Below are 25,931 nucleotides of genomic sequence, written 5' to 3' on the forward strand. Positions count from 1 at the left end.
CGCTCAACCGCACCGTCGTAACGCCACTCGCATGATGAAACATGTTGCAACACAACGACTTTCGCACGTCCTTGGTCTATTCAGTTGTGGTCGGTGTAACGCCCTATGGTCGGTCTCTGGTCGGTGCGTCCTTCGCACCCTCTCGCCGACGGCTCTTGTTCTTGGCCGTTCGTGCGGCTCGATCGAGCTTCTTCGCTATGTCACCGAGGTCTGTCGGGAATGTCCCTGCGTAGTGCCGGAGCGTGGTGCTTGGTGTCTCGTGGCCGAGTAGTTGCGCGACCGCCATCACGGATGCGCCCGCATTGATGGCCAGGGTTGCGGCTGTGTCGCGGAGGTTGTGTGGGGTGATCTGCGGTAGGCCAGTCGCTTCCAGAACCGGATTCAGGACGTTCCGCCGCCAGGAGCCGTTTCGAAGATATGTCCGTGTCGCTGACGGGAACACAAGTGCGTTGCTGTCTTTGGCCTTGATCCACGATGCTAGCTCAGTTGCCACCGTCGCCGGGAGCACCACGGTACGCGTTTCGTGATCTTTCAGCGTGCCGACGTGCAGATGCCCGCCAACTTCCGCCACAGCTTCTCGCAGTCGCAGCTCGGCACCCCGTTGCTGCACATCACGCACGCGCAGCGCCGTCACCTCGCCCCACCGCAGGCCGCCGTACCCCATCACCAGCGTCAGCACTCGATCACGATCCGTCGGCATCGCGTCCGCCAGCTTCCACAGCTCACCGTGCGTGAGCGGGCTCGGCTCACTGCGTGGCATCCTCGGAAGACGCACACCAACAGCCGGATTACGTTGCAGCACACCGTCATTCACTGCCGCGTCAAGTGCCCCGCGCAGCAGGCCGAGGGCTTGCCGTGCCGTCGACGGCGACTTACCGGCGGCGAGCCTTGTTGCCCACTGCTGTACTTCCCCTCGACTGATCGCGGTGATTGGCAACCGGCCCCACCGAGGTAGCACGTGCTGATCCAGCAACCCCCGATATCGCGCGCTCGTGCTCGGCTTATTTGCCTGCCTGCCCGCCCACCACGCTTCAACCCACTCCGACACGGTCACGTCGCCGTCCGCAGGGCGCACCCACGTACCAGCCGCTAGAGCATCGAGCTGTCGCCGCTCCCACGCAGCCGCCTCACTCTTACGGTGAAAGGTTCTACTCGCCACGTACCGGCCGCGGCGATAGATCCTAACCCTGTAGCGGCCATTCGGGCGCTTCTCAATCATGCGCAGGCTAGGCGTGTGCTCCCGGAAAACTCGGCTTTTGACGCGCAGTTCGGTTCCGGGTTGCCTTGATCCGCCGCGTTGCAGTTGACGCCCACGCACCGACCGCGACGCGCCATCGTGCTCTGTGGTCGCCTTCGTGCTGTGGTCCGGGCACATTGCCCTACCGCCCTGCGCGCCCCCACGTGCACGCCTGTCACAGCTTGGCCTCGACGCGATCGAGTCCCCACCGGCACACATCACGGACGTCCGGTGACCACTGCTGCCCGACGCAGATGTCGTTGATGGCGGCCCTTCCCAGCGCTTCCAGTAGCGCGCTACCAGCAAGGGGCTCAGCGCTCAGGACAACGGGGTTGCCGAGATACGTTTGGCCATCAACTACGACAGCTACTGCCGCCTGGCTTCGCCGCCATCCAGCGGGATCACCCGCCCGCACCGCCACCCCACTCACCACATCTGCCACTAGCGCCGCATCTGCGGCCACACACACCGATCCACGCGCCACCTGCCACTGCTGCTGGTCGACCTTCGCGACGACGAGGACCTCGGCAGCCGTGCCCGCGCCAGTCCGCGCGGACGAGCAGGTAGCCGCCTGCACCAGGAGCGACCTCGAGCCGTCGAGAGCCACGACTTCACGGATGAATGGGCGCTCTGCTGCGGGGCGCTCTACAGCACCATGACCACTAGGCGGGACGCCAAGCGACAGCCCCAGAACCAGCAGTACCGCGATCAGTGCACGACTCGCCTGTCTCGTCATGCATCCGATCCCGCCACTCGCTGGGCAGCGAGCCACGCCCGCAGATCAACCACGTCGTATCGGACTCCGCGCCCGACTTTGCAGTAGGTCGGCCCGCCGCCCCTCACACGCCAGGCCCTCATCGCCGCCGGGGTGATATGCAGCCACTCGGCCGCCTCTTCCGTCGTCAGCAGCTCCGGGCCAGCGTCCAGCTTCTTCGTCGTTGTCACGTCTCTTCCTCCGTCTTCGCTCGTATCCATTCCTCAACATCGGCACGCCGATATCGGACGACTTTTGGCGCCAAAATCACCCATTTTGGTCCGACACCGCGTGCCCGCCACCCTCGCAGCCCGCTCTCCGTCATTCCAAGGTGTGCCGCAAGCTCCTTGGGGGTCACAAAATCGGCTGACTCACCCATGGCGCGCGCTTTCTCCGACCCGCAGGTGAGCGGTTGCCTGAGCACGAGGTTCACATTCCTCATCCGGCACCCAATACGAGCGCATTTTCACCGGATTCTCCAGGTGATCCGCACCCAGATACCCCACGCCTTTCCCGCCCCGCAGCTCGTGCGCGGGAGCCGCGGGTGACCACGCACCCATGATTACCTTCGTCATCTCCACCGCCAACGTCCGCATCGCAATTCTCTGCGAAAAAAGGTCGCGGATCGCCGTCGGTACGTTCGAGCTATCCGGTTTTTGAGTCGCCGCCCACACGACCATTCCCACCGCACGTCCGAGCTGCAACAGCCGCTGAATTAAGACCGCCCGCTCCTCCGCCGCTTTCTTTTCTTCGCGAGTCACCGCAGACCCGATCACCTCGGCAAGCTCATCAATGACGGTCACATGGAGCGGAAATTCCGTCATGAGTTGCGGCGTAATTTTCTTGATCCCACGTTGCTGGAAAACGTCGTACCGCGATTCCATTTCTCCTACGAGCTCGGTCAGCAGGGATGTCATTTCGTCGGAATTCCACACGACTTCATCGAATCGTGACCGCCACAGCGACAGTTCAACCCGTTTCGGATCAATTCCGTGAAGCGCGACGTGTGGTAGCTGCGATACGCCAGCCAGCAGCGCATTCAGTGCACCGGACTTACCCGATCCCGGAAGGCCACCGATCAACACCGAATTTTCGAGGAGATTTACTGCAACCGGATTGCCGTACAAATCGACTCCAAGCGGCACCTGATATGCAGTGATATTCGCAATGCCGGGGTATTCCTGCACATCGGCCGTCGCGTCCGGGCGCGTGTGGATTAGTACCTCCGCCGTTCCGGGTACTGCACCCGGCAGATCCAGGACTTCCACGTGCTCGACGCCGAGACCGTGCGCCAGCGCATCCTCTGCCGCTGCGATGTCGTCCGGGGTCTGTCCCGGCGCCAGCTCGATCGTCGCCAGCACTCCCACACGATGCGGCTCGATCGTATGAACGGCGGGCGCCAGGACCGCGTCACCCTGCCGTCGGGTCAGGCCGCAGTCCTCGACCAGCTGCGCCATCCGCCGCCGATTCCGCAGCTGCTTGGCGAGTCCCCGGTCCTCGTCCGGGATCGTCCCGACCACGTTCGTTGCGTGTATGACACCGATCACGTTGCCGACGCCTCGTGCTACAGCGCTCACCTGACGGCGGCACACGATCGCTGCGACTCCGAGTAGGACGAAAACCGCACCACTTGCGGGGAGGGCACCCGCGACCAGCCCCGCCAACACCAGCCCCGCGCCGATCGGGATATTCTTTCCCGCAGCCCGCAGGCCATATCGCAGCAGGATCGGAATGGTCAGCGCCCAGCAGCCAATCCCCGCCAGCAGCAGAACCCCCACAATCAGCGCTTTCATCCTTCCTTCTCCGTTTCCAGTGCGATCCACCCGAGAATGTCTCGCCCAGCTTCTAGTTGTGTGTCTAAGGCCTCGACAATTTCTTTCAGACAGGCCATGATGGGTTCCACGCCCGGGGCCGACCCTGCTGGCGCATGCAGCAGCTCGGCCGCAATTTCCACCAAATTTCTCGCCTGGCGCACCGCCGTGAAGCGCTCTTCGATGTCTGCCGCCGCCTCACGCCCCTTTTCGAGAGAGAATCGCATCATCATCCCTCCTTGCGGGTGCCTGGCTGCGAATAGCTCGCCGCTTCCACCATTTCGGCGAGTTGTCCGGGCTGTCGCGTCGTCCGTGTTGTGATCGTCACGCCATCCAGCGCGAGCGGCCCCGGCGATAGCACGGGCTGTTTTCCCACCACGCGAATCTTGAAAATTCGCGTTTCCGGACCGGAAAATCCTTTCACTCGCCGCATTGCCTCGATATCCCAGACGAGCTGTCCATCGTCTGACATGAGCTGTGCCGCGGTTTTTCCAGCTGCCCGGTCCTCTGCCGACAAAAAAGTTTTTGGGGCCGTAACGATGCCGGTTGTCTCCACCGTCACACGCAAATTCTGCCAATCGGTCTGCACGTCGTCTCCTACGCCTAGGTCGTATCGCGACCGGGGCGCCGCGATACGAACCATCGTGCCCGTTGTCGTGGGTCACGCAAGGTCGTTTATGCGTCCCATCGAACGGTATGCCGTTCCAGCGTTATGCGTCGCCTCTGGGCCTCGGCACGTACTGTCAGAATCGTCGGAACAACCCTAGAACTGTGCCGAGAAGACGAATTTGCTTGCACGCCAAGAGTTCACGCCTGAACGACCGTGGTGGCCAAAGACGTGAGTGTGCACGTAGTGTCAGATACGTCGGAACAACCCCACATGACCGCCGCCCGAAGGGTGACCGCCGAAAATCAGCGTCTCACAATCCGAGATTCGTCCTGGGGCGTCCACCCGGGCGAGCAACCGGCCTCAAGTGAGGCGCGCTACCCGGCGCGCGGACGATCGACTAGAGCCCGCTCAGCGGCAGAATCGAGCCAACCGCCGAGCTCGGATAGGTCGTCACATGCCTCCGCCCGCTCCAGCAGCAGCCAGTAGAGCGCCGACTCTCGCACAACCCGCCACTGAAGCGCGGAGAGCATCAGCACAGCCTCGTCGCCGCGGTGCTCCGCGGCAACCTCCTCGTCGCTCACATCGGTCAGCCCAAGCTCTCGCTTAAACCCGCGAGACCAGGTCATCTGTCGACGGCGCTCCGATCCGGCCTCCCACTCCCGCCACAGGTCGAGGTCGTCTGCGTCGCCCGTCGCAACGAAGTCCGCAAGGATCTGCATCGGCGTCCGCGACCCGGTCGAGCCGCGCTTTGACGGTCCTTTCGTGACCTCCGCCGCCGCATCCCAGGAACCCTTCGTGAAGTAGCGATCCAGCTCGGTGCCTGCCGCGGACAGTGATACTGGACGCATGTCCTGCGCCGCCTCGACGGCATCAAACCCCCTGCCGCGCAGCAGATTCCGCCACGATGCCAGCACGGGAACTCGAGCCGATATCGCCGCGAAGTGCGCCTCGAACTCCGAATCTGCACCGCCAACAGTGGCGAACCTCCGGCCCTGCGCAGGATCGAGAAACAGCAGCGCGTGAATGTGGGCGTGCCAGCCCGCCGCGCCATGCGTCACCTCAACGACCCGCAGCGTGCCTACCAGCCCGGCCGCGGCTTTAAAGGCTTTCCATGGCCGCCCGGCCATCAACCGCGACCAGGTTGATGCCAGACCGTCCCATAACTCGTCGAGCGATTGGCCACGGTGATGGCGCATCGTCAGAGTCAGCAGCACGACCGCGCCGCCCCTTCTACCCCAACCGGACAGGCCCTCTCGAAGCTCCTGAGCGCGCCGCTCTGCGATCACCACTGAGCACCGCGGGCACGCCCAAACGCTGCCGCAGGTCGCAACGCCGCGATATCCGGCGATTCGCTCGCCGGGTGCACCCTCGGACACCACGAGAGCTACACCTTGTGCGTCGGTGGCGGTTCGCCCGCATGCCCGGACCCTTTTCAGCGACGATTCGCGCCACAGCACCCGACGAGCGCGCAGCCGCGATCGACGCCGCTCAGCCCTTTGACCTCCGCCGGGGGGATTATTCGCGTAGGTATCAAGGGGGCCGGCTCCGCCGGCCCCGGCCGTCCGCTCGTCGGCCGGTCCTACGGCCACTGCGCGCGGCTCCTTCGTCGCCGTGCTCGGACCTTGTCCCGGCCCGACGGTGACGGCCGGGATGATGGCGCTCACAGGCCCATCACCACGACGGCGACGACCCCAGCAGGGGGAGCGGGCGCGATCCGGGAAGTGACAGCGTCGACGTGGGCGGAGCAGTAGCAGCGAGTAGCGCGCCGATCGTCGTTGAAGCGCCAGGAGACGCGGGCGACGGCGCGGTCGGAGCAACTAGTGCAGTCGCACGAGAGGCTGTCCGGGGTGTCTCCCGCGGGAGACGGCTGTCCGTCGCGAGGAATCGGCGCTACCGTAGTAGTGCGCGTAGGGAGTGCTGATGACTCTGACATCGGTGTTCCTCCAGAGGCCCCCGGATGACAGCCGGGGGTTTTTGGTGTGGAGGACGCGCGAACGACCGTGGTCGGTGTGTGGTCGGTGCTGGTGTCACAATGGTCACCGCCGATCACCGTGGCTAACTGCAAATGCGCAGGTCAGCGGCGGATTTCGGTCGAGGGGCGGTAGCTCAGCCGGTTAGAGCAGCGGACTCATAATCCGTCGGTCCTGGGTTCAAGCCCCAGCCGCCCTACCACGTTGGTGCAGGGATGAAGAGTGTTATCGCTGCGGGCCAGAGCCGTCTGTCGGGTCGGTCTGACGTCTCGGCGCTCCCCGATCCCGTAAGCAACCGTGCGCCTGACATCACTCCCGCTTACGAGACCAGACCCCCGCATCCCGTAAGCGACCGTGCGCCCAACGTCACCCCCGCTTACGAGACCAGCAGCACCCCCGATCCCGTAAGCAACCGTGCGCCCAACGTCACCCCCGCTTACGAGACCAGCAGCACCCCGCCCCGGATCCCGTAAGCAACCGTGCGCCCAACTTACGAGACCAGCAGCACCCCCGATCCCGTAAGCAACCGTGCGCCCAACGTCACCCCCGCTTACGAGACCAGCAGCACCCCGCCCCGGATCCCGTAAGCAACCGTGCGCCCAACTTACGAGACCAGCAGCACCCCCGATCCCGTAAGCAACCGTGCGCCCAACGTCACCCCCGCTTACGAGACCAGCAGCACCCCGCCCCGGATCCCGTAAGCAACCGTGCGCCCAACGTCACCCCCGCTTACGAGACCAGCACCCCACCGATCCCGTAAGCGACCGTGCGTCTGACGTCACGCGTGCTTACGAGATGAGCGGGCGCGCGCGGCGCGACACCGCGCGGGTGGCGCGAAGCCAGGCAACGGTCCGGCAACAAAGCGCGTCATTACAACGGAAACCTCAAAAATCACTGTGCGCCACCAGTAGTGTTCGATGCCATGACCCAGGCAGCACCGGCGCCGGAGACGCAGGCGTCTCCCGGCGAACCTCTCGTCGTACTCACCGACGTCAACAAACACTTCGGCGACCTGCACGTGCTGCGGGACATCAACCTCAGCGTCGCCAAGGGTGAGGTCGTGGTGGTCCTCGGACCGTCCGGTTCGGGTAAGTCGACCCTGTGTCGCACGATCAACCGGTTGGAGACCTTCGAGTCGGGCTCGATCACCATCGACGGACAGCCCCTGCCCGAGGAGGGTGCCGAGCTGGCGCGGCTGCGCTCGGACGTCGGCATGGTCTTCCAGTCGTTCAACCTCTTCGCGCACAAGACGATCCTGCAGAACGTCACGCTCGGCCCGACCAAGGTCCGCAAGATGAACAAGGCCGACGCGGAGTCCCGCGCGATGGAGCTGCTCAAGCGGGTCGGCGTCGAGCAGCAGGCGCAGAAGTACCCCGCCCAGCTCTCCGGTGGTCAGCAGCAGCGCGTCGCGATCGCCCGCTCGCTCGCGATGAACCCCAAGGTGATGCTGTTCGACGAGCCCACGTCGGCGCTCGACCCGGAGATGATCAACGAGGTGCTCGACGTCATGGCGGGCCTCGCCAAGGACGGTATGACGATGATCGTCGTCACCCACGAGATGGGCTTCGCCCGCCGCGCCGCCGACCGAGTCGTCTTCATGGCCGACGGACAGATCCTGGAGCAGAAGAAGCCTGAGGACTTCTTCACCAACCCCGAGTCCGAACGCGCCAAGGACTTCCTCTCGAAGATCCTGACTCACTGACCGTCACCACCGGAAAACTCAATCACCGCAACGCGATTCGTCGCATGAAGCACTGGAGGAAACCATGAAGTTCCGCGCGATCACCGCCGCGACCGCTGCAGCCGCGCTCGGCCTCGGGCTCTCCGCATGCGGCGGTAGCTCGGGTGGCGGATCCGGTGCGTCGGACGCCGTCTGCAAACTGCCCAGCTCGGGCGGCTCGGTCAAGATCGGCATCAAGTACGACCAGCCCGGCATGGGCCTGAAGGACGGCAGCGACTTCAAGGGCTTCGACGTCGACATCGCCCGCTGCGTCGCATCGCAGCTCGGCTACAGCAAGATCGACTTCGTCGAGTCACCATCCCCGCAGCGCGAGAAGATGCTTCAGGCCGGCACGGTGAAGATGATCCTCGCGACCTACTCGATCACCCCCAAGCGGCTCAAGGTGGTCAGCTTCGCCGGCCCCTACTTCGTCGCGGGGCAGTCGGTGCTGGTGCAGAGCAACTCCGACATCAAGGACGTCGCCGGGCTGGCCGGCAAGAAGGTCTGCTCGGTCACCGGTTCGACCTCGGTGGACAACCTCAAGGAGAAGCAGCCCAACCTGGTGCCGCAAAAGTACGACACCTACTCCGCCTGCGCCGAGGCCCTCTCCACCGGTGCCATTGACGCGATGACCACCGACGACACCATCCTCGCCGGCTACGCCAACCAGCAGCAGTACAAGGGCAAGTTCAAGCTGGTCGGCGGCACCTTCAGCGAGGAGAACTACGGCGTCGGCATGAAGAAGGGCGACGGCGACTGCCAGAAGGTCGCGGACGCGATCAAGAAGATCGTCGACGACGGCTCGTGGAAGAAAGCGCTCGAGAACAACCTCGGCACCGACTACAAGTACAACGAGAAGCTGAACCCGCCGAAGTCCCCGAGCTGCCAGGCCTGAGCCGCCAGTGTCCTCGCTGTTTTCCGACTACGACATCTGGTCGGCGCTGTGGACCACGATCAAGCTGACCGTGTTCAGCGCGATCGGGTCGCTGGTGCTCGGCACCATCGTGGCGATCTTCCGGCTGTCGCCGGTCGGCATCCTGCGGTTCTTCGGCACGTCATACGTCAACATCTTCCGCAACACCCCGTTGACGCTGATCATCCTGTCCTGCAGCTTCGTGCTCTACATCCAGCTGGGCGTCGCGCTCGCCGACTCCAACGCGCAAGACTTCGCCGCGGTCAACGCTTTTCGGCTGGCGATTGTCGGGCTGACCGTCTACCACGCGACCTATGTGTGTGAGGCGATCCGCTCCGGGGTGAACACGATCCCGCTCGGCCAGGCCGAGGCGGCGCGATCCATCGGGCTCACCTTCGGACAAAGCATGCGCGAAGTGGTCCTGCCGCAGGCGTTTCGCGGAGCCGTCGTTCCGCTCGGCAACACGCTGATCGCGTTGACCAAGAACACCACGGTTGCGGTGACCATCGGTGTCGCCGAGCTCTCGGCAGTGCTGAAGACCGTCACCGAGCGCGATCCCGGGTCGCTGAACCTGGCGTTCCTGGTCGTTGGTGTGTTCTTCGTGATCCTCACCTTGCCGATGGGACTTGCCGTCGGCTGGATCGGCCAGAGAGTGGCGGTGAAGCGATGAGCGCCTCGGTTCTTTTCGATGCCCCCGGCCCGAAGGCCCGTCGGCGCAACCTGATCCTCGGCGTCATCGGGTGCCTCATCGTCGCGGCCGTGCTCGGCTTGGCGATCTGGAAACTCGCCGACAAGGGGCAGTTCGACTCCTACAAGTGGAAGCCGTTCACCACGGCCTCGCTCTGGCAGAACTACATCCTGCCCGGCCTGCGCGGCACACTGATCGCAGCGGCACTCGCCGTGGTGATCAGTGCAGTGTTCGGCGGCATCCTCGCGATCCTGCGGCTGATCGAGCTCCCCCCACGGTCGTCGGGTGCGCACTACCCGGTGCTTGCGATCAAGTGGCTGGTCGGCGCCTGGGTCGAGGTGACCCGCGCCATACCGGTGCTGCTGATGATGCTGTTCATCTTCGGTGTGCTGTCCGCCAACGGCATGGGCAGCGGCAACGGTCCACTGATCGCGACCGTCGGCGGATTGGTGTTCTACAACTCGGCGGTGATCTGCGAGGTCATCCGGGCGGGTGTCGGCCAGTTGCCGAACGGCCAGCGGGAGGCCGGCCTCGCGGTCGGTCTGAGCGCCGGACAGACCGTGCGCCTGATCCTGCTGCCGCAAGCAATCACCGCGATGTTGCCGTCGCTGATCAGCCAACTGATCGTGGTCGTCAAGGACACCGCGCTCGGCTACAACGTGCTGTATGGCGAACTGCTCTACACCAGCAAGCCGGCAACCGCGAACAACGGCAACATCTTCGCGATGCTCGTGGTGATCGCGGCGATCTACATCGCGATCAACTACGCGATCAGCAAGTTCGCCGAGTGGGTCGAGCACCGGTTGCAGCAGCGTGGCCGCACCGCAGGCGGCCCGGCCGACGCGGACACCAACCTGGGTGGGCCGAGCACGGTCGCGCCGGTCGCCGGAGGCCCGGCCGGCCAGTAGCCGACCCGCCGCCGCGAAACCCCCTGAGCACCGTCACAGCTCAGGGGGTTTGGTGTGTGGGTATTGGGCCGGTAATAGGTCCGTAGGATCGCTGATGAGCAGCCCGAGGAGGCAACGTGACACGAGAAGTCGTCGTAATCGGGGCAGGCATCGTCGGGGTCTGCCTGGCCGATGCACTCAGCCGCGAACGTGACATCCAAGTCACCGTGCTCGACCAGGCTCCCGACGCGCCCGCGGGATCTACCACCTTTGCACCCGGATTCGTCGGTCTCTACAACGACGCACCCGTCCTCACTGAACTCGCGAAGGCCTCGGCGTCCACGTATGACTCGGTAGGGACCAGTTTCCGCCGCTCCGGGGGCCTGGAGATCGCGACCTCGACGGATGCGGCAGCCGTGATTGAGGCGCGGGTTGAGGCTGCCCGTGCAGCTGGTCTTCCAGCCCGGATGCGCTCTGCAGCGTGGCTCCCGGACAGCGTGACGAGCTTCGTCGATCCGAGCCAGATCGTCGCATTGGGAGACTTTCCCGCTGACGGATCCGCCGACGTCGTCCCAGTCGTGCGGGCGTTGCGGCAGCGTGCAACCGAGCGAGGCGCCCGGTTCTGTGCGGACCGACGCGTCACCGACATAGACAACGAGCGCGGCCGTGTCGTCGTGCACACGGCATCGGGTGAGAGGGTGCCGACCGATGCCGTCGTCCTTGCTGTCGGCGTCTGGGGACCGGCTCTCGCGGACCGCACCGGTCTCAGACTGCCGCTCTTCCCGGTCGCCCACCCCTACGTTTACGACAAGCCACGGGCGCACTGGCGGGCGGGTCCATTCGTGCGCTGGCCGGAGCACCACGTTTACGCCCGCGTCCACAACGATCGCCTCGGGATCGGCAGCTACGACCACCGGCCCGTCAGCGTGACGCAACAGCACCTGCGTGACGGGGCGGGACTGGCCTGGTCGCCGGACCTCGACCCTGTTATCGCAACTGCAGGGCACTTGCTGTGTCCGGAAGCACGGTTCATCCCCGAACACCGGGTCAACGGTGTTTTCGCGATGACCCCAGACAACCTGCCGTTCCTGGGCCGGCACCCGGGACTGGAGAACGTCTGGGTCGCACAGGCACTGTGGGTCACGCATGCCGCCGGTGCGGCCCAGCGCCTGGTCGACGCGTTCGTCGCCGATGAAGCCCTGCCAGCCGAACTTCGTGTCAGCCGCTTCGACGGGCTCGATAACAGCGGCCTGCGGGACCGCGCACTGCGGCTTTATCGGGACATCTATGCCAGCGACCACGAACCGGCCTGACGCCGGTCGTGGCCAGCGCCAACTGTGCCACCCACTACATCGGATCGCTCGCGCGAGTGGACATTAAAAAGGGCCCCGACCTGGCTCAATATGCCTGGTCACAGGGCCCTTCTCGGCTCCCCCACTTGGACTCGAACCAAGAACCCTCCGGTTAACAGCCGAATGCTCTGCCAATTGAGCTACAGGGGATCGCGCCGCTTGAGCGCATCGGAAACTTTAGCAAACCAGGTGCCCGCACGCCGAATCGGCTGCCGCCGTTAGAGACCCACCTGTTCCTGCAGGTATGACGAGACGCGCGCCACGGCGGCCGCGACCTCCGGATCGTCGCCGCGCACCCCGCGACCGAGCACCGTCTGGGTCAGCAACTCGCCGGTCTGCAGGTCGCGGCGGATCACCACCCGGCCGCGCCGACGACCGGTGAGCGGCAACGGTTCGGAGAGCACGACGGTCGACTGCACCCGTTCGTGCACCGTCTCCGGCAGCCGGGTGTCCTGCGGCTCGAAGGTCCACTGGCCCGGCCGGGCACCGTCGACCCAGGTCACCGTGAGGGTCCAGGTCTGCGGCTCCCATTGGCCGGCGTCTACCAGGTGCCACGGTTTGCGCAAGGCGACCGCGTCGGCGGCGACGACGGCCAGGTGGAACGTCGTACCCACCACGCGGGCACCGGTGTTCGCGTCGACCGCCGCGGCGAGCACCTTCTCCCCGCGGGGGAGTGCGAGCCGGGCGAGCACGTCGTCGGGGACTTGGGGGCGAGATCGAAACAGCGGCATCAGACCGCCATTGTCGCGCGCCCGCAGAGCGCGACGTGATCGAAGGTCACCATGTCGTCGCCGTCGCTCACCCGCAGCGCGAGCTCGCGCACCCGCGCCAGGATTTCGTCACGGTCCGCCGCGACCGCGACGGCCGACCACGAGGACACGTGCAGCACGAAGTCGTCGACGCTCTGCCGCAGGTGCTGCGGGAACTGCGCAAACTCGAAGCTGTCGAACGCCTCCACCTCCAGCTCGAACGGGTACTCGCCGGCGACGATCTGGCGCGCCGCATCCGCCAGCCCCGGGTCGCCGATCATCTCGGCCAACTCGTCACGCCAGCGGTCGTCGCCAAGCCACACCATCCAGGCCAGGCCGAAGGTGCCCCCCGGTCTCAGCACGCGAGAGATCTCCGCTGCTGCCTGCACGGCGTCCACCCAGTGCCACGCCTGCAGACACACCGCGGCATCCACGTGGTCGTCGGTGAGTGGCAGCGCCTCGGCGCGGCCCTCCCGGATCGACAGCCGCGCCTGCGCGGGCACCGGCTGCGCGTCGCGCCACGACCGCAGCACCTGCAACATTCCCAGTGATGGATCGACCGCCACCACCTCGTGCCCGTCGGCCAACAGGGTGCGGGTGCCCTTGCCGGTGCCGCAGCCCAGGTCCAGCACCCGGCCGGGCACGACGCGGTCGTCGGTGAGCCACTGCATCACCGCTGCGGGCCAGTCGGGACGAACATCGTCATACGTCTGGGCAGCCGGCCCGAACGATCGTCGGCGGGCATCGAAGAACTCCGGCGGGTCGACGCTGTCCAGTGCCATGATCACTCCCCGATGGTGGTCAGTGCGGCGATTGTCTCATTCCAGCCCGGCGAGCAGGTCGGCCAACGCGCGCTGCTGGGCGGTGAGTTCGCCGGAGATGGCCCGCGTCCGCTCGGCGTCGTCGCTGCGGCGCAGCGCACTCATCGTCTCGGCGATCTGCCGGCGCAGCGCCACCTCCCGCACCCGGACGACGAGCGACCGCACGTAGTGCCAGTCGGGGCGGCCCTGCCCGTCCAGCTTGGTCGGGAGCGGCTCGACCGCGAGCCCGTGGATGAGCGGGCGCACCACTTCCGGCAGCTGATCGGTCACCGCGGACAGCCAGGCGGCCTGCGACTTGGCCGGGTCCGGCCCGACCGCGACGACGCCCTCGAAGATCGCCCGGTGCGCCGGTGCGGTGAAGTCGCTCGGCTTGACCAGCGCGAGTTGCTGCGGCGGCACCGACGTCGGGAACTGCACCAGGCATTGCAGCAGCATGTGCTCGCCCCGCACGATCGGGTCACGCAGATCCGGCAGCATCGCCTCGTATGACGTGGCGCCCGCGCCGGCCTGCTCCCCCGCGACGTCCGGTTCGGCCCCGCGACGCGGGCCGGCCGCTTCGCGTGCCTTGCGGGCGCTCGCAATCCCGCCGCGCGGCGCGCGCCGGACCGCCTCGGCGAATTCGTCGATGCCGATGCCGATCCGCAACGACACCTCACGGGTTTGCGCATTGCGGGTGTTCGCGTCGCGGATGTCGGCGACGATCGGTGCCAGCGCCTTGATCGCCGCGACGCGGCCGGTGACGGCGTCGAGGTCGAACCGGGCGAGCGTGGTGTCGACCACGAACTCGAACATCGGGGTGGCCTGCTCCACCAGCCCGCGCACCGCCTCGGCGCCCCCGGAGATGCGCAACTCGCAGGGATCCTGCCCATCGGCGGCCACCGCGACATAGGACTGCGCTGCCCAGCGCTGGTCCTCGTCATACGCCTTGAGCGCCGCCTTCTGACCGGCGGCGTCGCCGTCGAAGGTAAAGATCACCCTGGCCTGCTCGCCGGTCGTCTCGTCGCGCAGCAACCGCCGCAGCAGCTTGATGTGCTCGACGCCGAACGCGGTGCCGCAGGTGGCGACAGCCTGGGTGACGCCCGACAGATGGGCGGCCATCACATCGGTGTAGCCCTCGACCACGACGGCCCGCCGGTCGTCGGCGATCGCCTTCTTGGCCAGGTCGAGCCCGTAGAGCACCTTCTGCTTCTTGTAGATCGGGGTCTCACCGGTGTTGAGGTATTTCGCCGGTCGCGGGTCACCGTCGAAGATGCGGCGGGCGCCGAAGCCGACCGTGTCACCGGTGATGTCCCGGATCGGCCACAGCAGGCGGCCCTGGAAGACGTCATACCCGCCGCGGTTGATCAGCCCGGCAGTCAGCAGCTCCTCACGTTGAAAACCCTTGCTGCGCAAGTGATTCGCCAGCGCATGTCCGTCGGTTGGCGCATAGCCGAGCCCAAACTTCTCGGCGACCTTGCCGTCGAAGTCCCGGCCGCGCAGGTAGTCGCGGGCGGTCCGCGCCTCCGGCATCGCCGGCAGCAACTCACGGTAGAACTCCTCGGCAACCCGGTGTGCCTCGATCAGCCGGGTGCGCCGGCCGATGGTTTCCTCGCGCGGCCGCTCGCCGTCCTCGTAGTGGAGCTCGACGCCGGCCTTGCCGGCGAGTCGCTCGACGGCTTCGGCGAAGGTGAGGTGGTCGACCTCCATCACGAACGAGATGACGTCGCCGCCCTTGCCGCAGCCGAAGCAGTGGTAGAAGCCCTGGGTCGGGTTGACCGAGAACGACGGGGTCTTCTCGTCGTGGAACGGGCACAGGCCCACCAGGTTGTTGCCGGACCGGCGCAGGGTGACGTGCTCGCGCACGACATCCTCGATCGAACTGCGCTCCTTGACGAGTTCGACGTCGTCGGACTTGATGCGACCCGCCATAGGTCCCTGATTCTAGGTGGCCGCCGGATCAGCCGTCGGCGGGCGCCAGCCCAGCTGCGAGTTCGGCGACGATGTCGGCCGCCGGACCGCTGCGGGCCTGCCGCCATCCGGTGCCGGCCCAGAGGTTGATCAGCTGGTGGTCCTGGCCTCTGGTGGCCGCCGCACGCATCGGTTTGGTGAGCTGGTCCACGATCGGGAAGACCGACGGCGCAGCCGCGTCGAACCGGTCGACGAAGTCATTGCGGAGGCCGCGCGCCGGGCGGCCGCTGAAGGCACGCGTCACCACCAGCTCGTCGAGCGTGTCGTCGGTCAAACCGGCCCGGTATGCCGCACTGGTGCCGGCCTCGTCGGTGAGCAGGAACGCCGTGCCGCACTGCACCGCGACCGCGCCGAGCTCCAGCGCGAGCCGTACCTCGGAGGCAGTCGTGATGCCGCCGGCGACCACGAGCGGTGCCGCGGTCACACTGCGCACCTCACCGAGCAACTGCTGCCAGCTGCGGTCGTTGGGGATCGCCTGCACGCTGTGCGTGCCGCGGTGTCCGCCGGCCTGTGCGCCCTGGACGCACAGCAGGTCAGCGTGGCCGCGCACGGCCGCCAATGCCTCGTCCGCGTCGGTGACGGTGGCCATCACCTGCGTGCCGACCGCGTGCAGCCGCTGCACCGCCTCGACCGGCGGCAGCCCAAAGACGAAGGACACCAACGGGATTCGCTGCTCCTCGAGCAGGTCGATCTTGGCGTCGAAGCTGTCGGTGTCGTCCCATCGGGGTGCCGGGATCGGTGCGTCGAGCGATTGTGCGATCGGCGCGAGCTGGTCGGCGTACCGCTGCACCGCACCGGCGTCGCGCGCTTCGTCCTGCGGGCTGGGCACGAAGACGTTGACCCCGAAGCCGCGCTCGGTCAGTGACCGCGTCCGGTCAATCGCGGCAGCGAGCTTGTCGACCGGCTGGTAACCGGCCGGCAGCATGCCGAACCCTCCGGCGTTGCTGATCGCAGCCGCCAGTTCCGGTGTGCCGGGACCGGCCATCGGGGCGCCGACCACCGGTAGCGTGCTCGCGGCCCAGTCGGCCGCCATCAGCTCCACTCCCCCGCGAGCGAGCGGGCGCGGTGATCGGTGAGCGACGCGACCTGATCGAGCACCACCCGCAGCCGGGCGGCATCGTCAGGAGCCTTGTCGTGGTCCTCGGCCAGCATGGGATCCAGTCTGTCGGGTCGGTCCCGGTATGCCGTCACGAGGGTGTGAATGATCTGACGCTGCTCTTCCAAGAGCATCCGGCGCGCGTCGGTGAGCATCACGTAGCGCGCCGCGACCGCCTTGAGCATGACGCATTCGGCGAGGATCTCGGGCGGTATGACGACGTCGGCTGCGTAGCGGATGAGCGGCCCGTCCCCGAACTTGTCGCGGGTGGCGGTCTCGGCAGTGCCGACGAACCGGCCGATCAACCGGCTGGTCATGTCCTTGAGCGCGGCAACGCCGTGCCGCCCTGCGTGGTGCCGCCCGGGTATGACGCCCGACGCGACCAGCCGCTCGAATGATGCTGCCAGCATTGCGGTTTCCAGACCCGGTGCGTAGAGGCGCCGGGCCAGGCCGGCGAGCTCCTCGATCTCGGTGGATGATCGCAGCGCACGCACGTCGATGAGTCCGGCGGTGATGCCGTCCTCGACGTCGTGCACCGAGTAGGCGACGTCGTCTGCCCAGTCCATCACCTGTGCTTCCACGCATCTGCGCTGGTAGCGGTCGGTCGGGGCGGTCGATCGCATCCAGTCGAAGATCTCCGCGTCATCGGCATAGCAGCCGAACTTCGCCGGATGAGAGCGGTTTTCGCCCCGCTGCCAGGGATATTTGCTGACCGCGTCGAGCGATGCCCGGGTCAGGTTGAGGCCGACGGACGAGCCGTTCGAGCGGGACCGTTTTGCTTCCAGCCGGGTCAGGATGCGGAAGGTCTGGGCATTGCCCTCGAAGCCGCCGATGTGTCCGCTGACCTCGCTCAGCGCGGACTCGCCGTTGTGCCCGAACGGCGGATGGCCGAGGTCATGCGCGAGGCACGCCATGTCGACGACGTCGGCATTGCAACCGAGGCCTTCGCCGAACTCCCGCCCGATCTGTGCGACCTCCAACGAATGAGTGAGCCGGTTGCGGATGAAGTCGTCCGAATGGGGTTGCAAAACCTGGGTTTTCGACGCGAGCCGGCGCAGCGCCGCCGAGTGCAGCACGCGAGCGCGGTCGCGCGCGAAATCGTCACGATCCAGGCGCTTGTGAGCCGGGTCCTCACGGACGAACCGCTGCCGGTCGTATGCCGAATAGCTCACGCCCGCAACGCTTTCCGGAAGGATCGCACCGGCGCCTCCCGGTAGCCGCCGAGCGCCAAACCGGCGTTGCGCTCGAAGACGTTGCGGGAGGAGTAGTCGCCGGTGCGCAGCCACGACCAGGCGAGGGCTGCGACATACAGCGGGAGGAAGGGCAGGCCGCCGCAGACCAGGTACTGCCAGCTGTGCTGCTCCTCATGCTCCAGCAGCGACGGCCGATCCCGTTGCAGCTGTTGCCAATCGCCGCTGGTGACCACGACGTTGCCGACCGTGAATGCGCCGGCCACCGGGAAGCCGAGCCGGTAACCGGACGCGAGCCGCAACCCACGGGGACCGGCCACCACCCGGGCGCCCCCGATGCGCGCGACCGCGAGACCGAGCAGCGTCGAGCCGTTCAGCCAGTTGCCGATGCACTTCACCCGTTGTGCACGGGTGAGGACGCCGCTCACGCCTCGGCGGTGCGCAGCTGGCCGAGGACCTCCGTCACGAAGCCGGGCAACCAGGAGCGCTCACGGGCGTTCCAGGCCTCGGCGACCGGGTCGATCGGGTAGAGGACCCCCATGTCGTCGGCCGAGGCCAACGCCAGGTCGGTGCCCTTCGGGTCGCTCACGATGCGCCACTGCAGCGACGAATTGCGCTGCAGGTGCTCGCCCATCGCCATACCGATCATGGTGAGCGTCTGCGTCGGGTCGACCCGCTCGTCCGCCGGGGTGAGCAGCACCTGGTCCACGTAGTCGTCGAACGCCTTGCTGATCGATGCCGGGTCGTCGATGTCGATGCCGGCCGCGCGCGCGTCGCCGAGCCATCCGGTGAGTGCCCGCTGAGCGGCCCGATCGAGCGGCTGGACGGTGACCTCGCCCGCGGTGCTCATCGGGGCCCCCGCAAAGTATCGGAGCGAGGCACGAGCGGAGAACTTTGTGGGGTGATCATGCTGAAGCGGAGGACGCGTAGCGGGCCTGGGAGCGGGCACGCGCCTTGGCGGCCTCTTCCTCGCGGTTCTTCGGCGGCGCCGTCGTCACCAACGAGTCGATGAAGTCCCGGCTGGCGGCGGTGATCGCCTCGACCGCGCGCTCAAAGGCCTCCTGGTTGACCTGTGACGGTTTGCTGCTGCCGCCGATCTTGCGGACGTACTGGATCGCGGCGGCACGGACCTCGTCGTCGGTGGCCGGCGGCGCAAAATTGTTCAGCGGACGGATATTGCGGCACATGTGCCCCATTGAACCCGATGTGCAACGCCGAAGCGCCGAGAAACACCCGGTTCCTCGGCGCTTCGGGCGATGTTGCGGGTGTGCTGCGTCGATCAGGCGAACTGCGCCTGCGCCTGGCGGGCCGCCTTGGCGGCGCGCTTCTGCGCCCTGCGGCTCAGGTCTCCGCCCTGCTCCCGCAGCGCGTCGGCGACGACCGGGCCGTGCTCACGGGCCGCCTCCGCGAGGGTGGCACCGCGCTCCCTCGCCGCCTCGGCCAGCTCCGGGCCGCGCTCCTTGGCCACCTCGGACAGGTGCGCACCCTGCTCCTTGGCCGCCCCGACGACCGAGCTGAACGTGCTCTTGAACGAGTTGGCCGCCTGGCTGCTCTCGCCGGAGCTGGGCAGGGCGGACGACACGGCGTCGGCGGCCTGGTGCGCGGCCTGCTTGCTGCGCCACGCGACGCTCGGCTTGCCCTCGGTGTCGACGGCAGCGATGAGCAGGCCGCCGAGAATGCTGAGGTTCTTGAAGAACTGCACTCGGTGCTGCGCCTTCTCCGCCGGGTCATCCATGGCCCAGAACGCGTGGCCGGCGATCGTGGTCGGGACGATGCTGCCGGCCAGCGCCAGCGCCGAGACCCGCGGGAACTTACCGATCGCGAGCAGCGAACCGGCCGCGACCTGGACGCCACCGTTGATGCGGGTCGCGAGCACAGCGTCGCTGGGCACGACCTTCTCCGCGCCGGGCACCGACGCGCGCAGCTGGCCCACGACGGGTTCGGTCAGGTGTGCGACACGCTCGGGGTTGCGCACCGTGTTGTACCCGCCGGTGATGAAGATGGATGCGAGCATCGGGCGGGCGAGTCGACGGACGAGCACTGAAAGCCTCCGGTGGTGGTTCGTGGTCCGAGGGGACGGACCCTGTCGGCGACGAGCCTACTCATCCATACCGCGGCAATGTCTCCCCCTTCGGGGTGGTTACGCACCGGTTCCGTTGCGTCCGCAGTGGCCGCCGACCACACTTTGTCGGTATGACGCGCCCCACGCATCCCCTGATCAGCGCCGCCGTCCTGGCCGACGTGCTGCCTGAGGTCACGGTGCTCGACACCCGGTGGCAGCTGGGTCAGCCGTCGCGGCGCCCGTCATACGACGAAGGGCATCTGCCGGGCGCGGTGTGGGTCGAATTCGAGCAGGTGCTGTCCGGCGAGCCGGGTGCCGGAGGCCGGCACCCGATGCCGGACGGCGGGCGGTTCGAGCGGGCGATGCGGGCGGCCGGCGTGCGCAACGACACGCCCGTCGTGGTGTATGACGACGGCAATTCCCTTGCCGCCAGCCGCTGTTGGTGGTTGCTGCAGTATTTCGGCAAGGAGGACGTGCAGGTGCTCGACGGCGGGTATGCCGGCTGGGTCGCCGGCGACCACCCCGTCTCGACCGAGGTGCCGACGCCTGCCGAGGGCGACTTCGTGGCAACCGATCCCGGCGCGGCGCTGCTCGACGCAGACGACGCCGCCGACCTCGCCGATCGTGCGCTGCTGCTCGATGCTCGCCCGGCCGACCGGTTCGCGGGCCGGAACGAGACCATCGATCCGGTCGCCGGCCACATCCCGGGCGCGGTGTCGGCACCGGCCCTGGCCAACGTCGAGGACACCGGGCACTTCCTGTCCCCCGACGACCTGGCGATGCGCTTCACCGCGCTCGGGGTGAAGCCGGACACCGAGGTCGGCGTCTATTGCGGGTCCGGGGTGCAGGCCACCCACCTCGCACTCGCCCTGCACGCCTCCGGCATCCACCCGCACACGAGCGTCTACATCGGGTCCTGGTCGCACTGGATCACCGACCCGGAGCGTCCGGTCGAGGTGTGAGCGCACGCGCGAACGGCGCGGCCGGGAGGGCGTCCCGGCCGCGCCGTTTGCGCGAATCAGCTTGCTATCCGGTCACTTCCGGGTGCGCTGCTTGTCGGCATACACCTGAATGACGGTCGGCCGCGGCTGACCGGTGCCGTCATACGGGAACTGACTGGCCGGGCTGGCGGGCGTCGCGCCACTGACCTCGCCCGGGTGCTGCACCGAGCACAGCACGGTGGTGTCGTCGACGATCAGCGGGCCGGCGGCCTCGGCTCCGTGCGGCATGGTGTGGAACTGCTGCACGTGGCCGAACTCGGCTCCCTCGAGCGGCATCATGAAGAACGCGTCGGCGTTGCCGAGCGCGTTGCCGTCGGTGGAGATCCAGAGGTTGCCGCGCGAGTCGAAGGCGACGTTGTCCGGGCAGGAGATCGGGCTGACCTCGGCACGGTCGTAACCGTCGAAGTAGGTCGACGGGTCGTTCGGGTCGCCGGCGATCAGCACCAGCCGCCAGGTCATCGTGGTCGCGGCCGCGTCGCCCGCGGCCTCGCTGATCTCGATGATGTGCCCGTGCTTGTTGGACGGCCGCGGGTTGGGGCCGTCCACCTGGGCCGCGGTGCGCTTGGAGTTGTTGGTGCAGACCATGTAGACCTTGCCGGTCACCGGGCTGGGCTCGACGTCCTCCGGGCGGTCCATCTTGGTGGCCCCGACCTGGTCGGCCGCGAGACGGGTGTGCACCAGCACCTCCTCGACCGACATGCCCGCGACGGCCGACTTGCCGTCCTTGGTGAGCGGCACCCACGTGCCGGTGCCGTCGTGGTCGGTGGCCGAGCCGCCGGCGAACTTGGCGACATAGAGGTCACCGGCCTCGAGCAGCGTGAGGTTGTGCTTCTTGTCACCGGGCTTGTAGCGGTCCCGGGACACGAACTTGTAGAGGTAGTCGAAGCGCTCGTCGTCGCCGAGGTAGACGACGGCGCGGCCGTCGGCCGACAAGCGAGTGGTGGCGCCCTCGTGCTTCACCCGGCCGAGCGCGGTGTGCTTGCGCGGTGTCGAGGACGGGTCGGCGGGGTCGACCTCCACGACGTAGCCGAAACGGTTGACCTCGTTGGGTTCCCGCGTCGCGTCGAAGCGCGGGTCGACCGACTCCCAGTTACGACCCTCGGAGCCGGTGACGCCATAGCGGTCGTATGCCGCCTTCTGGTCGGCCGGCGCCTCGGGCGCGCGGAAGTAACCGTTGAAGTTCTCCTCGCCTGACAGCACGGTGCCCCACGGCGTCATACCGCCCGAGCAGTTGGCGAAGGTGCCGAGCACGCGGCGGCCGGTCGGGTCGGCGTTGGTGCGCGTCAGCTTGCTGCCGGCGGCCGGGCCGGTGAGCTCGATCGGTGTGGTGGCGGTGATGCGGCGGTTGACCTTCGCACCGAGCTTGGCCCGCCAGGTGTCGCCGGTCTTGCGTACCTCGACCACGGACATGCCGTGCGCCGCCATCACGATCTTGACCTGCTCGGTGGTGAGCGCCGACGCGGAGGTGTAGCCGCGGAACATCAGCTCGTCGTTGGTGTATTCGTTGTTGACCACGAGCAGGCCGGAGTTCTTGCCGGTCCGGATCAGGCCGACGTAGTCGCAGTTGTAGCCGAACTGCTGCTCCTGCGCGGCCGCGGTCTGCCTGTCGAAGTCGAAGCGTGGCGCGCCCTTGACGATCGGGTCGCCCCACTTGACCAGCGGCTCCCAGGTGAAGCCCTCGGGCGTGACGACCTTGTCGGTCGCGAACGGCACCGGTGGGGTCGCCTCGAAGTCCCAGACGTATGCCGAATTCGGTTTCGTCTTAGGGGTTTTCGTCTTCGCCGCAGCAGGCTGGCCGGCCTGCACTCCGACGGCCGAGGCGGCAATGGCGCCGACGCCCACCGCGCGCAGCACGGTGCGACGGCTGTGGCCGGCGCGGGCGACCAGGTCACCGAAGTACTCGTTGTCGGACTCGTTCGGCACCGGGTGGAAGCAGGCGTTGGCGCAGCGGTACTGGCAGGTCATCGGGTCGCGCGAGCCGTTGTGCGGCGCAAGGCGCAGCTGGCGGCGGTTGCCGACCGGCACGGAGGAGGTTTCGTCGGGGCGAGCGGACATGGCAAGGAGCCTTCCTGGCAGGTGACGGAAAGATGCATGCCGTCCCCCCCTGGTGGCGACATACACCCGGCACCTTAAAAAGCCCTGAGCATGCGTTGCGTGAACTCCAGGTGGCCACCACGCGACATCACGGCCACGCGCGAGCGGCGACCGCAGCGACCCGGCGCAACTCGGCCCGACCGGTGCCGTCGCGCGCCGCCTCGGCCATCCCGGTGAGCGTGGCCATCGTGAACCGGGCGAGCGCCCTGGCGTCGACGTCGTCGCTCAGCTCGCCTTGTTTGACGTCCGCGCGGATCCGAGCCGCGAACCGGTCGACCTTCCCGTTGCGCATCCCGGAGAGCAACCGACTGACCTCGGGGTCGTGAGTGCCGGCGTCACCCGAAACCACGAGACAGCCGGAGGGAAGGTCGCGCTGCGTGTAACGAGTCGGCGCTTCGGCGAACAGCCGGAGGGCAACGTCGCGGGCGCTCGGCTCCTCGGCCAGCGCCCGGTCGATGAAGCCGCCGTACACCCGGTCGTAGGCCGCGACGGCCTCCGCGAAGAGCGTTCGCTTGTCGCCATACGCGCGATAGAGACTCGGCGCCGAGATGCCGAGGGCGGTCGTGAGGTCCCGCATGGACGTCGCCTCGTAGCCGTGCCGCCAGAAGAGCCGCATTGCCTTGTCCAGCCCGGCTTCCCGATCGAATGAACGCGGGCGCCCACGAGCCATTTCAGTCACCCACCCATTGTATATCGGTCGTTCCGTATTTATGGTAGGTCGAGCCATTGCGTAACGCTCGCTACGCATAAGCGATCATCGAAGGAGCACCATGTCGGATCTCAGCGGCAAGACCGCGCTCGTCACCGGCGCAGGCCGCGGCATCGGCCGCGCCATCGCCCTGCGACTCGGCCGGGACGGAGCGCGAGTCATCGTCCATTACGGGTCCAGCGGAAACAGTGCGGCGCAAACCGTTGCCCAGATATGCGATTCGGGCGGCGCCGCCGTGGCGATCCAGGCCGAGCTGGGCGTCGACGGCGACGCGGAGCGACTGTGGTCGGCATACGACAAACACGCGGACGGCGTCGACATCATAGTCAGCAACGCCGGCGTGCTCGGCGGCCGGATCCCGTTCGCGGAAGTCACGGAGCAGATCTACGACGAGATCTTCGCGGTGAACACGCGGGCGCCGTTCTTCGTGCTACAGCACGGGTTGAGTCGCCTGCGCGACGGCGGGCGGATCGTCAACGTGTCAACGCGCTTCACGCATGGCGCGCGCGTGCCGGAGCTCGCGGCATACGCGATGTCGAAGGCGGCAATCGACTCGCTGACAGCGACGCTCGCCAAGGAGCTCGGCCCGCGCGGGATCACGGTCAACGCGGTCGGGCCGGGCGCAACCGCCACCGACATGAATGCCGCCCGGTTGTCCAGTGAGCAGGGCCGCGCCGAGATGGCGGCCCTGTCGCCCTTGGCCCGCATCGCCCAGCCGGAGGACGTCGCCGACATCGTGGCGTTCCTGGCGTCCGACGACGCCCGGTGGGTGACCGGTCAGTGGGTCGACGCCAGCGGCGGTTCGATGCTCTAGCGGCGTCAGTTGCCGGAGACCGACAGCTCGGCCTGGCCAAGCGCTGCGAGCGCGTCGATCAGACACCGATCACCTCGCCAATTCGACGTATCGCCAATGGAATCTCCTGCTCGTCGATGTGCCGGATCCCGAGCATGAGGCCCTGCGTCGGGCGCTGCTCGAGGAATCGGGGCGAGAGGGGTTCCACCGCGACGTCGTGTGCGGCGAGCGCCTCCACCAACCGCCGATCGGACCGGCGCTGGTCGGTGAGCACCGCGCAAACGTGCAATCCTGCCGCGGACGGCAGCACTCGCAGCCCGTGCACCCCCTCGAGCGCGCCGAGGAGCGCGGCCCGGCGTCCGGCATACACCTTGGTCGCACGCTTCAGGTGCGCGGCAAGCAGCCCCTCGGCCATGAATCGCGCCATCGCGCCCTGGGTAACGGCATCGCCCTGCCAATCGCTGAGCAGCTTCGCCTGGCGCAACGCCTCCTGGAGCGACTGCGGCGCGATCAGGTAGCCGATGCGCAGCAGCGGCAGCAACGTCTTCGAGAAGGATCCGACGTAGATGACCCGGCCGGATCGATCCAGGCTCTGCAGCGGTGCCAACGGCCTTGATGCGTAACGGAACTCGGAGTCGTAGTCATCCTCGACGATGACCGCGCCGTGCTGTTCGGCCCACTCCAGTAGGGCGACCCGACGCCGCAGGGACAGCACTGCACCGGTCGGATACTGGTGCGACGGCGTCACATACACCAGCCGTGCCCGCGGCGGCAGCCGATCCACGACCAGTCCCTCCTCGTCGACGGGGACGCCACAGATTCGGGCGCCGTGCGAGGCATACAGCCGCACGGCGGCCAGGTAGGCCGGATCCTCGACTGCTACGACATCACCCGGCGAGAGCATGACCCGACCGACGAGATCGAGCGCCTGCTGAGCACCGCCAGTAAGCAACACGTCGGCACCCTCGGCACTGACCGAGCGGGCAGTGCCGAGGTGTTGTGCAATCAAAGACTGCAATTGCGGATGTCCGGATCCGTCGTAGGCGGGGACCGCCCGGAGCGATGGGCGCAACGTCGCCGACACCAGCCGACGCCAGACCGCCATCGGAAAGGTACGCACGTCCGGCCCGCCAACCGTGAGATCAAGACCGCGTGCTGGCTGGTCCCGGACGGGCGCGGGAAGTCGGGACCACTCAGCGCGTGGGCGAACCTCGCCGACAGGGGCGCGCCGGCGGCCGGTCGATGCGACATCGGCGCTGACGAATGTTCCGTCACCCACTCGGCCTATCAGCCAGCCCTCGGCGATCAACCGGTCGTATGCCGCGGCGACCGTCCCACGGGACACGCCGAGCTCGGCTGCGAAGGATCGCGTGGCCGGCAGCCGCTCGCCGGGTTGGAGGCGCCCTGTCGCTATCCCGTCTAGTAGATGCCGGTAGAGCCGGGCGGTGCGATCGCCGCCGTCGCGTAGATCCAGCAGGACATCCATGTGTCGAGCTTAGCCAATGGCCTAATCAAATTGACACGAAT

27 protein-coding genes and 2 tRNA genes are annotated in these 25,931 nt (G+C 67.4%); 8 read left to right on the plus strand and 21 right to left on the minus strand.

Going from position 1 to position 25,931, the window contains the following annotated elements:
- Positions 1 to 103: 103 nt before the first annotated feature.
- From N2M23_RS17225 to N2M23_RS17260, 8 genes are all read right to left on the minus strand, one after another.
- Positions 104 to 1,054, minus strand: coding sequence for a tyrosine-type recombinase/integrase (locus N2M23_RS17225; RefSeq protein WP_265447183.1), 951 nt, complete (start codon positions 1,052 to 1,054; stop codon positions 104 to 106).
- A 358-nt stretch (positions 1,055 to 1,412) separates the two neighbouring features.
- A complete protein-coding gene (locus N2M23_RS17230) occupies positions 1,413 to 1,844 on the minus strand; it encodes a hypothetical protein (RefSeq protein WP_265447185.1) in 432 nt (143 codons plus the stop codon).
- A gap of 125 nt (positions 1,845 to 1,969) precedes the next feature.
- Positions 1,970 to 2,212: a helix-turn-helix domain-containing protein gene (locus tag N2M23_RS17235; RefSeq protein ID WP_265447186.1), complete on the minus strand. Its 243-nt coding sequence runs from the start codon at positions 2,210 to 2,212 to the stop codon at positions 1,970 to 1,972.
- The gene (locus N2M23_RS17240; RefSeq protein WP_341870611.1) at positions 2,179 to 2,433 is read right to left on the minus strand and encodes a helix-turn-helix transcriptional regulator; all 255 of its coding nucleotides are present in this window, start codon (positions 2,431 to 2,433) and stop codon (positions 2,179 to 2,181) included. The genes N2M23_RS17235 and N2M23_RS17240 overlap by 34 nt, the downstream gene beginning before the upstream one ends.
- A complete protein-coding gene (locus N2M23_RS17245; protein WP_265447190.1) occupies positions 2,363 to 3,784 on the minus strand; it encodes an FtsK/SpoIIIE domain-containing protein in 1,422 nt (473 codons plus the stop codon). The genes N2M23_RS17240 and N2M23_RS17245 overlap by 71 nt, the downstream gene beginning before the upstream one ends.
- Complete coding sequence (locus tag N2M23_RS17250; protein ID WP_265447191.1) at positions 3,781 to 4,032, minus strand: hypothetical protein; 252 nt, start codon at positions 4,030 to 4,032, stop codon at positions 3,781 to 3,783. The genes N2M23_RS17245 and N2M23_RS17250 overlap by 4 nt, the downstream gene beginning before the upstream one ends.
- The gene (locus N2M23_RS17255; protein ID WP_265447193.1) at positions 4,032 to 4,391 is read right to left on the minus strand and encodes a hypothetical protein; all 360 of its coding nucleotides are present in this window, start codon (positions 4,389 to 4,391) and stop codon (positions 4,032 to 4,034) included. The genes N2M23_RS17250 and N2M23_RS17255 overlap by 1 nt, the downstream gene beginning before the upstream one ends.
- Positions 4,392 to 4,786: 395 nt before the next feature.
- Positions 4,787 to 6,076: a protein rep gene (locus N2M23_RS17260; protein WP_341870612.1), complete on the minus strand. Its 1,290-nt coding sequence runs from the start codon at positions 6,074 to 6,076 to the stop codon at positions 4,787 to 4,789.
- Positions 6,077 to 6,507: 431 nt separating this feature from the next.
- Here N2M23_RS17260 and N2M23_RS17265 point away from each other — a divergent pair.
- From N2M23_RS17265 to N2M23_RS17290, 6 genes are all read left to right on the plus strand, one after another.
- Positions 6,508 to 6,584: transfer RNA gene (locus tag N2M23_RS17265), tRNA-Ile, on the plus strand.
- A 720-nt stretch (positions 6,585 to 7,304) separates the two neighbouring features.
- The gene (locus N2M23_RS17270) at positions 7,305 to 8,084 is read left to right on the plus strand and encodes an amino acid ABC transporter ATP-binding protein (RefSeq protein WP_265447195.1); all 780 of its coding nucleotides are present in this window, start codon (positions 7,305 to 7,307) and stop codon (positions 8,082 to 8,084) included.
- A gap of 64 nt (positions 8,085 to 8,148) precedes the next feature.
- On the plus strand, positions 8,149 to 8,997 hold the full coding sequence (locus N2M23_RS17275) for a glutamate ABC transporter substrate-binding protein (protein ID WP_265447197.1): 849 nt from the start codon (positions 8,149 to 8,151) through the stop codon (positions 8,995 to 8,997).
- Positions 8,998 to 9,004: 7 nt separating this feature from the next.
- Positions 9,005 to 9,685 carry an amino acid ABC transporter permease gene (locus N2M23_RS17280; RefSeq protein ID WP_265447198.1) on the plus strand — a complete coding sequence of 227 codons (681 nt, stop codon included), beginning with the start codon at positions 9,005 to 9,007 and terminating at the stop codon, positions 9,683 to 9,685.
- Positions 9,682 to 10,611 (plus strand): amino acid ABC transporter permease, encoded by a 930-nt coding sequence (locus tag N2M23_RS17285; RefSeq protein WP_265447201.1) that lies wholly within the window; start codon positions 9,682 to 9,684, stop codon positions 10,609 to 10,611. Before N2M23_RS17280 ends, N2M23_RS17285 begins: the two co-directional genes overlap by 4 nt.
- Positions 10,612 to 10,727: 116 nt before the next feature.
- Positions 10,728 to 11,903 (plus strand): NAD(P)/FAD-dependent oxidoreductase, encoded by a 1,176-nt coding sequence (locus N2M23_RS17290; RefSeq protein WP_265447202.1) that lies wholly within the window; start codon positions 10,728 to 10,730, stop codon positions 11,901 to 11,903.
- Positions 11,904 to 12,019: 116 nt separating this feature from the next.
- On the opposite strand, the gene N2M23_RS17295 is transcribed toward N2M23_RS17290, so the two are convergent.
- From N2M23_RS17295 to N2M23_RS17340, 10 genes are all read right to left on the minus strand, one after another.
- Positions 12,020 to 12,092, minus strand: a tRNA-Asn gene (locus tag N2M23_RS17295).
- A 68-nt stretch (positions 12,093 to 12,160) separates the two neighbouring features.
- Positions 12,161 to 12,673, minus strand: coding sequence for a hypothetical protein (locus N2M23_RS17300; protein WP_265447203.1), 513 nt, complete (start codon positions 12,671 to 12,673; stop codon positions 12,161 to 12,163).
- Positions 12,673 to 13,473, minus strand: coding sequence for a class I SAM-dependent methyltransferase (locus N2M23_RS17305; protein WP_265447204.1), 801 nt, complete (start codon positions 13,471 to 13,473; stop codon positions 12,673 to 12,675). Before N2M23_RS17305 ends, N2M23_RS17300 begins: the two co-directional genes overlap by 1 nt.
- Positions 13,474 to 13,509: 36 nt before the next feature.
- On the minus strand, positions 13,510 to 15,420 hold the full coding sequence (gene dnaG / locus N2M23_RS17310; protein ID WP_265447206.1) for a DNA primase: 1,911 nt from the start codon (positions 15,418 to 15,420) through the stop codon (positions 13,510 to 13,512).
- 28 nt (positions 15,421 to 15,448) lie between these two features.
- On the minus strand, positions 15,449 to 16,492 hold the full coding sequence (locus N2M23_RS17315) for an NAD(P)H-dependent flavin oxidoreductase (RefSeq protein WP_265447208.1): 1,044 nt from the start codon (positions 16,490 to 16,492) through the stop codon (positions 15,449 to 15,451).
- Complete coding sequence (locus N2M23_RS17320; RefSeq protein ID WP_265447209.1) at positions 16,492 to 17,727, minus strand: deoxyguanosinetriphosphate triphosphohydrolase; 1,236 nt, start codon at positions 17,725 to 17,727, stop codon at positions 16,492 to 16,494. Before N2M23_RS17320 ends, N2M23_RS17315 begins: the two co-directional genes overlap by 1 nt.
- Entirely contained in the window at positions 17,724 to 18,173 is a 450-nt protein-coding gene (locus tag N2M23_RS17325) for a hypothetical protein (RefSeq protein WP_265447210.1), read from the minus strand. The genes N2M23_RS17320 and N2M23_RS17325 overlap by 4 nt, the downstream gene beginning before the upstream one ends.
- The gene (locus N2M23_RS17330) at positions 18,170 to 18,595 is read right to left on the minus strand and encodes a DUF3806 domain-containing protein (RefSeq protein ID WP_265447212.1); all 426 of its coding nucleotides are present in this window, start codon (positions 18,593 to 18,595) and stop codon (positions 18,170 to 18,172) included. Before N2M23_RS17330 ends, N2M23_RS17325 begins: the two co-directional genes overlap by 4 nt.
- 55 nt (positions 18,596 to 18,650) lie before the next feature.
- On the minus strand, positions 18,651 to 18,932 hold the full coding sequence (locus tag N2M23_RS17335) for a DUF2277 domain-containing protein (RefSeq protein ID WP_265447213.1): 282 nt from the start codon (positions 18,930 to 18,932) through the stop codon (positions 18,651 to 18,653).
- A 92-nt stretch (positions 18,933 to 19,024) separates the two neighbouring features.
- Positions 19,025 to 19,786: a DoxX family protein gene (locus N2M23_RS17340; RefSeq protein ID WP_265447214.1), complete on the minus strand. Its 762-nt coding sequence runs from the start codon at positions 19,784 to 19,786 to the stop codon at positions 19,025 to 19,027.
- A 152-nt stretch (positions 19,787 to 19,938) separates the two neighbouring features.
- On the opposite strand from N2M23_RS17340, the gene N2M23_RS17345 reads away from it, so the two are divergent.
- Entirely contained in the window at positions 19,939 to 20,769 is an 831-nt protein-coding gene (locus tag N2M23_RS17345) for a sulfurtransferase (protein ID WP_265447216.1), read from the plus strand.
- Between the two features lie 72 nt (positions 20,770 to 20,841).
- Here N2M23_RS17345 and N2M23_RS17350 read toward each other — a convergent pair whose 3' ends face one another.
- Both N2M23_RS17350 and N2M23_RS17355 read right to left on the minus strand, forming a co-directional pair.
- Positions 20,842 to 22,863 carry a PhoX family protein gene (locus N2M23_RS17350; RefSeq protein WP_265447218.1) on the minus strand — a complete coding sequence of 674 codons (2,022 nt, stop codon included), beginning with the start codon at positions 22,861 to 22,863 and terminating at the stop codon, positions 20,842 to 20,844.
- A 127-nt stretch (positions 22,864 to 22,990) separates the two neighbouring features.
- Positions 22,991 to 23,572 carry a TetR/AcrR family transcriptional regulator gene (locus N2M23_RS17355; protein ID WP_265447775.1) on the minus strand — a complete coding sequence of 194 codons (582 nt, stop codon included), beginning with the start codon at positions 23,570 to 23,572 and terminating at the stop codon, positions 22,991 to 22,993.
- A gap of 100 nt (positions 23,573 to 23,672) precedes the next feature.
- Between N2M23_RS17355 and N2M23_RS17360 the strand changes: the two genes are divergently transcribed.
- Positions 23,673 to 24,425 carry an SDR family oxidoreductase gene (locus N2M23_RS17360; RefSeq protein WP_265447219.1) on the plus strand — a complete coding sequence of 251 codons (753 nt, stop codon included), beginning with the start codon at positions 23,673 to 23,675 and terminating at the stop codon, positions 24,423 to 24,425.
- 58 nt (positions 24,426 to 24,483) lie between these two features.
- Here the strand turns inward: N2M23_RS17360 and pdxR are convergent, their stop codons facing one another.
- Positions 24,484 to 25,890 (minus strand): MocR-like pyridoxine biosynthesis transcription factor PdxR, encoded by a 1,407-nt coding sequence (pdxR, locus tag N2M23_RS17365; protein ID WP_265447221.1) that lies wholly within the window; start codon positions 25,888 to 25,890, stop codon positions 24,484 to 24,486.
- Positions 25,891 to 25,931 lie beyond the last annotated feature (41 nt).

Origin of the sequence: Flexivirga meconopsidis (genome assembly GCF_026162425.1) — a bacterium.
Taxonomy (GTDB): Bacteria; Actinomycetota; Actinomycetes; order Actinomycetales; family Dermatophilaceae; genus Flexivirga; species Flexivirga meconopsidis.